A 12,950-nucleotide genomic window follows, 5' to 3' on the forward strand; every position below is an offset into this window, starting at 1 on the left:
AGGCAAACAAAAAGTGCGGTGAAAATTCATTGTAAATTTCGACCGCACTTTATAGAAAATAAATGAATTAACTCATCTGCGTGAAGAAATCGCGAATGCCCACCAACATATTATTAATGGCAACCGCGGCTAAAATTAATCCCATGACGCGACTAATCACCGCTGCGCCGGTGTTACCAATCCAACGTTGAATGCGGTTGGCGGCGAGGAATAAAAGATAGGTGATCAACAACACAGAAAGCATGATTAAGGTTGTCATGGTTTGATCGAACAGGCTGAAACGATGGTTGTCGGTGAGTAATACAATGGCCATCATGGCGCCGGGTGAGGCAATAGACGGTACGGCTAAAGGATACACGGCCAGTTCGTTCAGATTGGATGAGAGTCTGATTTCTTGTTCCGGTTTGCCTTCGCCGAAAATCATGGTCAAGGCGAACAGTAATAACACCAAACCGCCGGCAATTTGGAAGGCGGTGAGGGGAATTTGCATCGCTTCTAACAAGGCTTGTCCGGCGATGAGGAAGAAAATCAAAATACCGGCGGAAATCATGACCGCTTTTAACGCGATTTTGCGGCGATCTTCTACTGAAAGGCCAACTGTTTTGGTTAAATAAACGGGAATAGAACCGATCGGATCGATGACCGCCCACAGCACCACAAATTGAACGACGAGAGAATCAAACATTGGCAACTCCGAGAAAAAAGTGGAAAATAACGCGTCTTTTTACAAATCAATATCTTATATTAAATTCATTATAAACCAATGCTTTTTTTCACAAATTTAACCCTAAAACGGGGCTTGACTACGCTCCTCGAAAACGCCAATGCCACCATTAATCCGGGACAAAAAGTCGGCCTGGTCGGCAAAAACGGTTGCGGCAAATCCTCCTTATTTGCGTTGCTTAAAAATGAAATGAGCGCCGAAGGTGGTGAGGTGTCTTTCCCGTCAACTTGGGCGTTGGCGTGGGTGAATCAAGAAACGCCCGCACTGGATTGTCGCGCCATTGATTATGTGATTCAGGGCGACCGTGAATACAGCCGTCTGCAACAGGCATTGCAACAAGCGAACGCGGACAATGACGGTAATGCGATTGCCACTTTGCATAATCAACTTGATGCCATTGATGCTTGGACGATTGAAGCTCGCGCCGGCGAATTATTGCACGGTTTGGGGTTTTCTCAGGCGGAATTAGTGCAACCGGTGAAGGCGTTTTCCGGTGGTTGGCGGATGCGATTGAATTTGGCCCAAGCCTTGATTTGTCGCTCTGATTTATTATTGCTTGACGAACCGACCAACCACTTAGATTTGGACGCGGTGATTTGGTTGGAGCGTTGGTTAAAACAATATCCGGGTACATTGATTCTAATTTCGCACGATCGTGACTTTTTAGATCCGATTGTCGGCAAAATTTTGCATATTGAACAACAAAAACTCAATGAATACACGGGCGATTATTCTTCCTTTGAATTGCAACGGGCAATGAAATTAGCGCAACAAAATGCCATGTATCGCCAGCAACAACTGAAAATTGATCACTTGCAGCGTTATATCGACCGTTTCAAAGCCAAAGCCACCAAAGCCAAGCAAGCACAAAGCCGTATTAAAGCATTGGAACGCATGGAAAAAATTGCGCCGGCGTATGTGGATAATTCGTTTCATTTTGAATTTCGTGAACCGCTCTCCCTGCCAAGCCCTTTGTTAATGATGGAAAATGCCTCTGCAGGTTATGGCTCGGGCGAAAGTGCGGTGGAAATTTTAAGTAAAATTAAACTGAATCTGGTGCCCGTTTCACGTATCGGGCTGCTCGGTAAAAATGGTGCAGGGAAATCCACCTTAATTAAATTATTGGCGGGTGAGATCGCACCGATCGGTGGCACGATTCAATTAGCCAAAGGCGTACAATTAGGCTATTTCGCCCAGCATCAATTAGACACGTTGCGCGCGGATGAAAGCGCCTTGTGGCATTTACAAAAAATTGCGCCTCAACAAACAGAACAACAACTGCGCGATTATTTGGGTGGATTTGCTTTTCATGGCGACAAAGTGAATCAACCGGTGGCGTCTTTTTCTGGTGGTGAAAAAGCGCGTTTGGTGCTGGCGCTTATTGTGTGGCAACGTCCTAATTTACTGTTGCTGGATGAACCGACCAACCATTTAGATTTAGATATGCGTCAGGCGCTAACCGAAGCGTTGGTGGATTATCAAGGTTCTTTGGTGTTGGTGTCACACGATCGCCATTTGTTGCGCAATACTGTAGATGAATTCTATTTGGTGCATGACAAGCAAGTGGAAGAATTTAAAGGTGATTTGGCGGATTATCAGAAGTGGCTGAACGAGCAGAATGCACAACCAGCAGAGATAAAAGCACAAAATGAGCTGAGTGAAAATGAAAATTCTGCTGCCAACCGTAAAGAGCAAAAACGTAAAGAAGCGGAACTTCGCCAACAACTTGCGCCATTACGTAAACAAGCAACGCAGCTGGAAAATAAAATGGAAAAATGGGGCACTAAATTGCAACAGATTGAAACGGACTTGGCGGATCCGAGTTTGTATGACGCAGAAATGAAAGCAAAATTGACCGCACTTTTAGCCGAGCAGGTGCAGGTGAAAAAGCAGTTGGAAGAGGTGGAAGTTGACTGGTTAGCAGTGCAAGAAAGTATAGAAGACATCATGTCTCAAGCAGAATAAACGGAAAAATAATCTTGTTTTGGAAGCGACATCACATAAATTTTAAAAAGATCAAAATTTCACTTGATACTGTATATTGATACAGTTATTATAAGCGCGAATTTTGATAATGATTTTCCCGAGGTAAAAAAATGGCAACTCAAGAAGAAAAACAAAAAGCGCTCGAAGCCGCGTTAGGTCAAATCGAAAAACAATTTGGTAAAGGCGCCATCATGAAATTAGGCGACAGCCAAAAATTGGATATTGAAGCGATTTCCACCGGCTCCTTCGGTCTTGACTTAGCGTTAGGGATCGGCGGTTTGCCAATGGGACGTATCGTTGAAATTTTTGGCCCGGAATCTTCCGGTAAAACCACCTTAACGCTTTCTGTTATCGCCGAAGCACAAAAAGCAGGTAAAACCTGTGCCTTTATCGATGCAGAACATGCCTTAGACCCAATTTATGCCTCTAAACTTGGCGTTGATGTGAAAGAGTTGCTGGTTTCTCAACCGGACAACGGTGAGCAAGCGTTAGAAATCTGTGATGCCTTAGTACGTTCCGGTGCGGTGGATGTGATTATTGTTGACTCCGTTGCAGCTTTAACGCCGAAAGCGGAAATTGAAGGCGACATGGGTGATTCTCATGTGGGCTTGCAAGCACGTCTTATGTCTCAAGCGTTGCGTAAATTAACCGGACAAATTAAAAATGCCAACTGTTTAGTGATTTTCATCAACCAAATCCGTATGAAGATCGGCGTGATGTTTGGTAACCCGGAAACCACTACCGGTGGTAATGCACTGAAATTCTATGCCTCTGTGCGTTTGGATATTCGTCGTGTCGGTTCAATTAAAGAAGGCGATGAAGTGATTGGTAACGAAACCCGCGTGAAAGTGGTGAAAAACAAAGTCGCACCACCGTTCCGTCAAGTGGATTTCCAAATTCTGTACGGTGAAGGCATTTCTAAAGAAAGCGAATTGATTGATCTTGGCGTAAAACACAAGCTCATCAGCAAAGCCGGTGCATGGTATGCTTATGAAAACGAGAAAATCGGTCAGGGTAAAACCAATGCAATGAAATGGTTAAAAGAGAATCCGGAGCAAGCGAAATTAATTGAAAGCACTTTGCGTGATGAATTGTTAGCGCATCCGGAAACGGCCATTACCGCTGACGTTGAAGACGAAGCGGGTGAAGCTGACTTCGAATAAGATGAGTGATGTCAAAAAGTGCGGTCAAAAATGACCGCACTTTTTCTATCGGTTTTTAACCATAATAACAAGTAACACAATATGTCCTCCCTTGCCTTAACTTGTGTGATGAATTTACTTTCTCGCCGTGAATACAGCGAATTTGAACTGCGTTGCAAAATGCAGGAAAAAGCCTTTTCCGAGGAAGACATTGATCAGGCCATCGCACATTGCCAGCAAAAAAATTGGCAAAGTGATCAACGTTTTACTGAAAGTTATTTGAATAGTCGTTCTCAACGAGGCTATGGTGTGAATAGAATTAAACAAGAATTGCGTCAATTAAAAGGGATTGAAAGCGCAACCATTGAAGCGGTTGTCCGTGAATGCGATATTGATTGGTCGGCATTGGCGTTAAATGTGTTACGCAAAAAGTTTCCTGATTATAAGGAAAAGCAACCGCCGAAAATGCGCCAAAAAATTTGGCAATACATGCTGTCACATGGGTTTCATCAAGAGGATTTTGCGGATTATGTGGGGTCTGACCCGAGAGAGTTTGATTAGCATGACAACTGACATAGGGTGAATTTCAACGTAGAATAGCGTTCCACAAAATCATCAGTTAGGAGAAAAAAATGACGAAAGTAGTTCATACAGAGAAGGCACCGGCCGCGATTGGGCCTTATGTACAAGCCGTTGATTTAGGCAATTTAGTGCTGACTTCCGGACAAATTCCGGTCAATCCGGCAACCGGTGAAGTGCCGAAAGACATTGTGGCACAAGCTCGCCAGTCTTTGGAAAATGTGAAAGCGATCATTGAACAAGCCGGACTCACCGTTGCTGATATTGTGAAAACAACGGTATTCGTGAAAGATTTAAATGATTTTGCGGCAGTCAATGGCGAATATGAGCGTTTCTTCAAAGAAAATCATCACCCAAGTTTCCCTGCTCGTTCTTGTGTGGAAGTGGCCCGCCTGCCGAAAGATGTTGGCTTAGAAATTGAGGCCATTGCCGTAAGAGCGTAGTTTTGTTAACCGATGTGTTTATAAAAAATCCCGCAAATCAGTTTGCGGGATTTTTTATATTTCACCTTGTGTTACGGCAATAAGCTTTCTAATTGCCACAATTCGTTTAAAGCCTCGCGACGGCGGATAAGATATGCTTTATCGCCATCCACCATCACTTCCGCTGTTCTTGGGCGAGAGTTATAGTTGGAAGACATGCTTGCGCCGTAGGCACCGGCAGAACGCTGGGCTAAATAATCCCCTTCCGCAATGGCAAGTTTGCGTTGTTTGCCGAGGAAATCGGAGGTTTCGCAAATTGGGCCGACCACATCATAGATTTTTTCTTCACGCACTAAAGTGCGGTCGATTTCTAAAATATTCATGTAGGCCTGATACAGTGCCGGGCGAATCATGTCGTTCATACCCGCATCCACAATGGCAAAATTGCGACTTTCGTTAGATTTTAAATATTCTACTTTGGTTACCAAAATACCCGCGTTGGCGGTAATGGCGCGACCTGGTTCGACAATGATTTCTAGCTCGCTGAACGCACTTAACTTTTCCCATAACGCTTTGGCATATTCTGTCGGATGTGGCGGTGTTTCGTCCGTGTAAGTCACACCCAAACCGCCGCCTAAGTCTAAGTGTTTTAAACGAATGCCATCTTGTTTTAATTGTTCCATGAGGACAATTAAGCGATCTACGGCATCTAAAAAGGGTTGTAATTCCGTTAGTTGAGAGCCGATATGGCAATCCATGCCGACGATTTTAATATTTGGTAAGGTGGCGGCTAATTTATAGACTTCTCGAGCCTGTTCTACGCTCACGCCGAATTTATTTTCTTTTAACCCTGTGGAAATGTAAGGGTGCGTGTGGGCGTCCACGTCCGGATTTACGCGCAACGAAATAGGTGCGATTTTGCCCATTTCACCGGCGATTTGGTTAATACGCAATAATTCTGCTTCCGATTCCACGTTAAAACAACGAATATTGACTTCTAAGGCACGAGCGATTTCTTGGCGGGATTTTGCGACTCCTGAAAAGACCACTTTGGCCGCGTCACCACCGGCGGCAAGAACGCGTTCCAATTCGCCTTGAGACACAATATCAAAGCCTGATCCTAATTTTGCCATCACGTTTAAAATCGCAATATTTGGGTTCGATTTTACGGCAAAGCACACCAAATGCGGATGCTCGCCGAAAGCGTTATTAAATGCGTGCCAATGGCGTTCAAGGGTGGCTCGGGAATAAACATACAACGGCGTACCAAATTGTTCGGCCAATTGTTTGACCGGCAGATTTTCCGCCATGAGTTGATTGTTTTTATATTGGAAAAAGTCCATAAGGTCGCCTATAAAAAGTTATTTGGTTGTTTTCTGAGCGCTGTCTTGTTCGGGGAAATACAACGGACCTTTTACGCCGCAGCCGGTACTTAGCGCACACAATGTCACGAGTAAAAATACGGAAATCAGTTTTTTCATTGGTTGTTCCTTGTGCTCAAATTTGACTGTTCTTTTTACCACTAAATCCGGCTTTGTGCTATCACAACGCACAGAAAATCTTTATAATTTCCGCCCTACTGTCATTTATTGGAGTGATTTTATGAATATCGTCGAGTTTCATCAGAAGATCGAGCAAATTTGGGATGAAATTGAAGAGCAACTGGAGGCGCAAGATTGTGATGCCGATTGTGAACGCCAAGGCTCCGTGTTCACGATTACGCTTGGCGATCGCAGCCAAATTGTGATCAACAAACAAGAACCGTTGTTGGAATTATGGTTGGCGAGCCATAATGGCGGTTTCCATTTTGCCTATAAAAACGAACGTTGGGTCAGCAACGACGGCTTGGATTTTTGGCAAGCCCTAACTGAAGCGCTTGCTAAACATGGTGAGCAGGTGCAGCTCGGTTAATGAATCACCTTACCTCATCCGAACCCATGAAAAGTGCGGTGGATTTTCTCGATAAATCGTCGGCAAAATCCACCGCACTTTATACGACGGCAAAGAATGTGTTGCATTCGGTGTTCGGCTATCAAGCTTTCCGCAAAGGGCAAGAGGAAATTATCCAGGCGGCGCTGAATGGGCAAGACTGCTTGGTCATTATGGCGACAGGCACGGGAAAATCGTTGTGCTACCAAATTCCTGCGTTATGTTTTGATGGGATGACCTTGGTGGTATCGCCGTTGATTTCACTGATGAAAGACCAAGTGGATCAGCTACGCGCCAGTGGCGTAGAAGCGGATTATTTAAACTCCTCGCAAACCTTTGAAGAACAGCAACAGGTGCAAAATAGGGCGATTTCCGGGCAGTTAAAATTATTGTATTTGTCCCCGGAAAAAGTCATGACGAACAGCTTTTTCCAATTTATTTCTCATTGCAACGTCAGCTTTATTGCTATCGACGAGGCACATTGCATTTCCCAATGGGGCCATGATTTTCGTCCTGAATATACCCAACTGGGCGGGCTAAAAGGTTGTTTCCCTAAGGTGCCAATTATGGCGCTTACCGCCACGGCGGATCAGACAACGCAACAAGATATTCTGCAAAATCTCCGGCTAAATCGACCGCACTTTCATGTGGGCAGTTTCGATCGCCCGAATATTCGTTATACCTTAGTGGAAAAATTTAAGCCGATGGAACAGCTGTGTCGTTTCGTGGTGGCACAAAAAGGCAAAAGCGGCATTGTGTATTGCAACAGCCGCAACAAAGTAGAGCGTATTGCGGAGACCCTGTGCAACAAAGGTGTGCGGGCGGCGGCGTATCATGCGGGCATGGAAAATAGCTTACGGGAAAAAGTGCAGCGGGATTTTCAGCGGGATAATATTCAAGTAGTGGTGGCGACGATCGCCTTCGGTATGGGGATTAATAAATCCAACGTGCGCTTTGTGGCGCATTTCGATTTACCGCGTAGCATTGAATCCTACTATCAAGAAACCGGCCGTGCAGGGCGGGATGATTTGCCGGCTGAGGCGGTGTTGTTCTACGATCCGGCGGATTATGTATGGTTGAATAAAATGTTGATGGAAAAGCCGGAAACGCTACAACGCCAAGTTGAACAGCATAAATTGCAAGCCATCGGCGAATTTGCTGAGAGTCAAACCTGTCGCCGTTTGGTCTTATTGAATTATTTCGGCGAACATCGTCAAACCGCCTGTCAAAATTGCGATATTTGTCTTGATCCACCGAAAAAATACGATGGGTTGTTGGACGCGCAAAAAATTATGTCGGCAATTTATCGCACCGGTCAATCTTATGGTGCACATTATGTCATCGCTGTCTTGCGTGGTATGAATAATCAGAAAATTCGTGACCAGCAACACGACCAACTGAGTGTATACGGCATCGGCAAGGAACACAGCACGGAATATTGGCAGTCAGTATTACGCCAGTTAATTCATTTGGGCTTTGTGCGCCAAATCATCGGCGAGTACGGTAACACGTTACAGTTAACGGAAAATGCGAAGCCGATTTTGCGTGGCGAAATCCCGTTGGAATTGGCAACGCCACGTCTGTCATCTATCGTCACTACTGCCATGATGCACAAAAGTGCGGTCGGTTCTTACGACAAAGATTTATTTGCACGCTTGCGCTTCCTGCGTAAGCAAATTGCCGATAAGGAAAACATTCCCCCGTATATCGTGTTTAACGATGCGACTTTGCAAGAAATGGCGCAATACCAACCGGTCAGCAACATTGAAATGTTGCAAATTAACGGTGTCGGTACGATCAAATTGGAGCGTTTCGGACAAGCGTTTCTGGCGTTAATTCGCGAACATAAAAATGCCCGTGCAGCCGAATAAGTCTACGTGCCATTTAAGTGCAGTTATGTTTAGCTAATTGCACAAAATTTTGCTATAATCTCGCCCAATTTTTTACGAATTACACAGAGAAGAATTATGTCAACAACTACTCCAGAAACTTATGGTGCAAACAGTATTAAAGTGCTGAAAGGGCTTGATGCGGTGCGTAAACGTCCCGGCATGTATATCGGTGACACAGACGATGGAACGGGGCTACACCATATGGTTTTTGAGGTGGTGGATAACGCCATTGATGAAGCCTTGGCAGGTTATTGCAGTGACATTATCGTGACTATTCATTCCGATAATTCTGTTTCCGTACAGGATGATGGGCGCGGTATTCCGGTGGATATTCACCCGGAAGAAGGCGTTTCTGCCGCAGAAGTCATTATGACGGTTTTGCACGCGGGCGGTAAATTTGACGATAACTCCTATAAAGTGTCCGGCGGTTTGCACGGTGTGGGCGTGTCAGTGGTTAATGCGTTGTCCGATAAATTGCAACTGACTATTCGTCGTCAAGGTAAAGTGCATGAGCAATTTTACAGCCTTGGCGATCCACAAGCGCCGTTAGCCGTGATTGGCGAAACCACCCAAACGGGAACCACGGTGCGTTTTTGGCCGAGTTCGACCATCTTCACAAATATTGAATTTGAATACGATATTTTAGCTAAACGCCTAAGGGAGTTATCTTTCTTAAACTCCGGTGTTTCTATCCGTTTAATTGACGAACGTACAGACAAACAAGACCATTTCCATTATGAAGGCGGTATTCAAGCGTTTGTGGAATATATCAATCGTGGTAAAACGCCAATCCACCCGAAACCATTCTATTTCTCTGCAGAAAAAGACGGCATTGGCGTGGAAATTGCGTTGCAGTGGAACGATGGCTATGCAGAAAACATTTACTGCTTTACCAATAACATTCCACAACGCGATGGTGGTACGCACTTGGCAGGTTTCCGTGGCGCGATGACCCGTACGCTGAATAACTACATGGAAAATGAAGGTTATACCAAAAAATCTAAAGTAGCGACTTCCGGTGATGATGCTCGTGAAGGCTTGGTGGCCGTGATTTCCGTGAAAGTGCCGGATCCAAAATTCTCTTCTCAAACAAAAGACAAATTGGTTTCCTCTGAAGTAAAAAGTGCGGTGGAATCTTTGATGAACGAGTATTTGCAAACCTATTTGTTGGAAAATCCAAACGATGTAAAAATCATCGTGACCAAAATTATTGATGCGGCGCGCGCGCGTGAAGCCGCACGCAAAGCCCGTGAAATGACCCGTCGTAAAGGCGCATTAGACTTAGGCGGCTTGCCGGGTAAATTAGCGGATTGTCAGGAGCGTGATCCGGCGTTATCTGAACTTTATATCGTGGAGGGTGACTCTGCGGGCGGTTCGGCAAAACAAGGGCGTAATCGTAAAAACCAAGCGATTCTGCCGTTAAAAGGGAAAATCCTGAACGTGGAAAAAGCCCGCTTTGACAAAATGTTATCTTCTGCAGAAGTGGGGACATTGATTACGGCGCTAGGTTGCGGTATCGGTCGTGACGAATATAACCCGGATAAATTGCGTTATCACAGCATTATTATCATGACCGATGCGGACGTGGATGGTTCACACATTCGTACGTTGTTATTAACCTTCTTCTATCGTCAAATGCCGGAGCTGATTGAACGTGGTTATGTGTATATTGCCCAGCCACCGTTGTATAAAGTGAAAAAAGGCAAACAAGAGCAATACATTAAAGACGATGAAGCCATGGCGGAATTTGAATTGGCGATTGCGTTGGAAAATGCGGCGTTGTATGTGAATGACAATGCGCCGGGTATGCAAGGTGTGGCACTACAAAATCTCGCTTCTGAATATCTTGCAGTGCAAAAAATGACGACCCGCTTGAGCCGTTATTATCCGGAAAGCGTGTTGAAAGAATTGATTTATCAACCGGCGTTGACCACAGCGTTAATGCAACAGGAAAGTGCGGTCAATTCTTGGGCTGATTCTTTGGTTGTTTCTTTAAATGGAAAAGAAACCGACGGCAGACATTATAGCTATCGTTTGCAATTCAATGCTGAACGAAACGTGCATGAAGTGGTATTGACGGTGAGAATCCATGGCATTGATACGGATTATTTCTTAAACTTCCAGTTTGTAACCGGTAATGAATATGCCCGCTTAATTGCATTGGGTGAAAAATTGGTCGGCTTATTAGAAGAAAATGCTTATGTTATGCGTGGTGAGCGCAAAGTTGCAGTAACTTCTTTTGAACAGGCGATTGAGTGGTTAATGAAAGAATCTCGCCGTGGTTTGATGATTCAACGCTATAAAGGGTTAGGTGAAATGAACCCGGAACAGCTTTGGGAAACGACAATGGATCCAAACACTCGCCGCATGTTGAAAGTGTCTATCAAAGATGCGGTGGCGGCAGATCAGTTATTCACCACCTTGATGGGCGATGAAGTTGAGCCTCGCCGTGAGTTCATTGAGAGCAATGCGTTAAGAGCGAATTTGGATATTTAAAATCCATTTAAAAAAAGCACCGCACTTTATTATTCAAAGTGCGGTGCTTTTTTTTTGTTATTTTCTTAAGGTGACCAATTCGACTTCATGGTTTGCGCCTTTCTTTAGAATTAAATCGGCGCGTTCTCGCGTAGGTAGAATATTTTCTTTCAGGTTCAATCCGTTAATTTCATCCCAAATTTTTCCCGCCGTGGTAACCGCTTCTTGTTCAGAAAGATTGGCGTAATGTTTGAAATATGAGTTCGGATCGGTAAAAGCACTTTGGCGGAACTTCAGAAAGCGGTGAATATACCATTCTTTTAATAAGTCTTCTTCCGCATCAACATAAATAGAGAAATCGACAAAATCAGACACAAACAGCTCATTGGCTTGATTTCTGTTAGGTTGCAAGACGTTTAACCCTTCTAAAATCAGAATGTCAGGTTGATCGATGACATTAAATTGATCAGGGATAATGTCATATGTTAGGTGAGAATAAATTGGCGCGCTAACATTTGGCTTGCCGGATTTTATATCTGCTAAAAAATGAATCAGTTTTGGCGTGTTGTAAGAAATCGGAAAGCCTTTTTTATGCAATAAATTGTGTTCTTGAAGATAGGCTAACGGGTGTAGGAAGCCATCTGTTGTAATCAAATCGACTTTACGTTGTTGTGGCCAATGGCTTAAAAGCGATTGCAGAATCCGGGCTGAGGTGCTTTTCCCTACCGCTACGCTGCCTGCAATACTAATAATGTAGGGCACATTTGTGCTTTTCTCACCAAGAAAACGGCGCAACACATTTTGGCGACGAATGTTTTCATCTATATAGTAGTTAATCAAACGGACTAACGGCAAATAGATTGTACGAACTTCGTCAAGGGAAAGTTCTTCATTTATCCCAAGCAGAGGTTTGAGATCCTGTTCGGTGAGTGTTAATGGTACAGATTTACGCAATTCTGCCCAACGTTGCCGATCAAATGATAAAAATGGCGTCAGTTGTTCTGGCATAGAAGAAGAAACCGAAAAGTCCACGTGCTGAATTACTCTTTTTTAGCCAATGATAGGTTGCAAAATATACCTTATAAATAAGGGATTGAGCAGTAAAATTTTTGCATAATCAGCTAAATTCACCGACGTTAGAGGGTTTTTGCTTGATAATTAAACGAATAACCAAAAAAAACTTTATTTACTAAAAAAAAACTTGTCAGGCATAAAAAAATCCCTATAATACGCCTCACTTGTTTACGACGCCGACTTAGCTCAGTAGGTAGAGCAACTGACTTGTAATCAGTAGGTCATCAGTTCGATTCCGATAGTCGGCACCATTTCTCGTATTCAAGTTCCAACTTAGAGTGGAGGGATTCCCGAGCGGCCAAAGGGAGCAGACTGTAAATCTGCCGGCTCAGCCTTCGAAGGTTCGAATCCTTCTCCCTCCACCATTTCTAAGCGACCGATGGGACAGATGAATTAAGAACGGCGGGCATCGTATAATGGCTATTACCTTAGCCTTCCAAGCTAATGACGCGGGTTCGATTCCCGCTGCCCGCTCCAAGCGCTGATATAGCTCAGTTGGTAGAGCGCACCCTTGGTAAGGGTGAGGTCGGCAGTTCGAATCTGCCTATCAGCACCACTTCTTAATAATCTCTCCATTACAAATTTTAATACTTTGGTTAGTCTGGTAAATTGAACCATCGATAACCGTGTTTGTTTAGAGGGACTCTCAATGTCTAAAGAAAAATTTGAACGTACAAAACCGCACGTTAACGTGGGTACAATCGGCCACGTTGACCATGGTAAAACC

The 12,950-nt window shown here is 44.3% G+C and carries 11 protein-coding genes, 4 tRNA genes and 1 pseudogene; 12 read left to right on the forward strand and 4 right to left on the reverse strand.

What is annotated here, in order from left to right:
* Window positions 1–67: 67 nt before the first annotated feature.
* Window positions 68–685 (reverse strand): MarC family protein, encoded by a 618-nt coding sequence (locus DK415_RS07810; RefSeq protein WP_006719828.1) that lies wholly within the window; start codon window positions 683–685, stop codon window positions 68–70.
* Between the two features lie 78 nt (window positions 686–763).
* Between DK415_RS07810 and DK415_RS07815 the strand changes: the two genes are divergently transcribed.
* The 4 genes from DK415_RS07815 (at window position 764) to DK415_RS07830 (ending at window position 4,874) form a co-directional block, all read left to right on the forward strand.
* The gene (locus DK415_RS07815; RefSeq protein ID WP_109433146.1) at window positions 764–2,689 is read left to right on the forward strand and encodes an ABC transporter ATP-binding protein; all 1,926 of its coding nucleotides are present in this window, start codon (window positions 764–766) and stop codon (window positions 2,687–2,689) included.
* Between the two features lie 131 nt (window positions 2,690–2,820).
* Window positions 2,821–3,873, forward strand: coding sequence for a recombinase RecA (gene recA / locus DK415_RS07820; RefSeq protein WP_006719824.1), 1,053 nt, complete (start codon window positions 2,821–2,823; stop codon window positions 3,871–3,873).
* An 81-nt stretch (window positions 3,874–3,954) separates the two neighbouring features.
* Window positions 3,955–4,413: a recombination regulator RecX gene (recX, locus tag DK415_RS07825; RefSeq protein ID WP_109433147.1), complete on the forward strand. Its 459-nt coding sequence runs from the start codon at window positions 3,955–3,957 to the stop codon at window positions 4,411–4,413.
* A 71-nt stretch (window positions 4,414–4,484) separates the two neighbouring features.
* The gene (locus DK415_RS07830; RefSeq protein WP_109433148.1) at window positions 4,485–4,874 is read left to right on the forward strand and encodes a RidA family protein; all 390 of its coding nucleotides are present in this window, start codon (window positions 4,485–4,487) and stop codon (window positions 4,872–4,874) included.
* A gap of 71 nt (window positions 4,875–4,945) precedes the next feature.
* Here the strand turns inward: DK415_RS07830 and lysA are convergent, their stop codons facing one another.
* Together lysA and lptM are read right to left on the reverse strand one after the other, a co-directional pair.
* Window positions 4,946–6,196, reverse strand: a complete 1,251-nt coding sequence (gene lysA / locus DK415_RS07835; RefSeq protein WP_109433149.1) for a diaminopimelate decarboxylase — start codon at window positions 6,194–6,196, stop codon at window positions 4,946–4,948.
* 18 nt (window positions 6,197–6,214) lie between these two features.
* A complete protein-coding gene (gene lptM, locus DK415_RS09545) occupies window positions 6,215–6,334 on the reverse strand; it encodes an LPS translocon maturation chaperone LptM (RefSeq protein ID WP_006719816.1) in 120 nt (39 codons plus the stop codon).
* Window positions 6,335–6,455: 121 nt separating this feature from the next.
* On the opposite strand from lptM, the gene cyaY reads away from it, so the two are divergent.
* The 3 genes from cyaY to gyrB all read left to right on the forward strand — a co-directional run bounded on the left by cyaY (window position 6,456) and on the right by gyrB (window position 11,170).
* A complete protein-coding gene (gene cyaY, locus DK415_RS07845; protein WP_021615942.1) occupies window positions 6,456–6,764 on the forward strand; it encodes an iron donor protein CyaY in 309 nt (102 codons plus the stop codon).
* Window positions 6,764–8,653 (forward strand): DNA helicase RecQ, encoded by a 1,890-nt coding sequence (gene recQ, locus DK415_RS07850; protein WP_109433150.1) that lies wholly within the window; start codon window positions 6,764–6,766, stop codon window positions 8,651–8,653. The genes cyaY and recQ overlap by 1 nt, the downstream gene beginning before the upstream one ends.
* A 96-nt stretch (window positions 8,654–8,749) precedes the next feature.
* Window positions 8,750–11,170 carry a DNA topoisomerase (ATP-hydrolyzing) subunit B gene (gene gyrB / locus DK415_RS07855; RefSeq protein WP_109433151.1) on the forward strand — a complete coding sequence of 807 codons (2,421 nt, stop codon included), beginning with the start codon at window positions 8,750–8,752 and terminating at the stop codon, window positions 11,168–11,170.
* A gap of 57 nt (window positions 11,171–11,227) precedes the next feature.
* On the opposite strand, the gene coaA is transcribed toward gyrB, so the two are convergent.
* Window positions 11,228–12,157 (reverse strand): type I pantothenate kinase, encoded by a 930-nt coding sequence (coaA, locus tag DK415_RS07860; RefSeq protein WP_109433152.1) that lies wholly within the window; start codon window positions 12,155–12,157, stop codon window positions 11,228–11,230.
* A gap of 241 nt (window positions 12,158–12,398) precedes the next feature.
* Between coaA and DK415_RS07865 the strand changes: the two genes are divergently transcribed.
* The 5 genes and pseudogenes from DK415_RS07865 to DK415_RS07885 form a co-directional block, all read left to right on the forward strand.
* A tRNA-Thr gene (locus DK415_RS07865) sits at window positions 12,399–12,474 on the forward strand.
* 29 nt (window positions 12,475–12,503) lie between these two features.
* Window positions 12,504–12,588 (forward strand) — tRNA-Tyr (locus DK415_RS07870).
* Window positions 12,589–12,625: 37 nt separating this feature from the next.
* Window positions 12,626–12,700, forward strand: a tRNA-Gly gene (locus DK415_RS07875).
* A gap of 3 nt (window positions 12,701–12,703) precedes the next feature.
* A tRNA-Thr gene (locus DK415_RS07880) sits at window positions 12,704–12,779 on the forward strand.
* 93 nt (window positions 12,780–12,872) lie between these two features.
* Window positions 12,873–12,950, forward strand: a pseudogene (locus tag DK415_RS07885) (GTP-binding protein); the annotation flags it as partial.

Source organism: Aggregatibacter segnis (assembly GCF_003130075.1).
In the GTDB taxonomy this organism is placed as follows: domain Bacteria; phylum Pseudomonadota; class Gammaproteobacteria; order Enterobacterales; family Pasteurellaceae; genus Aggregatibacter; species Aggregatibacter segnis_A.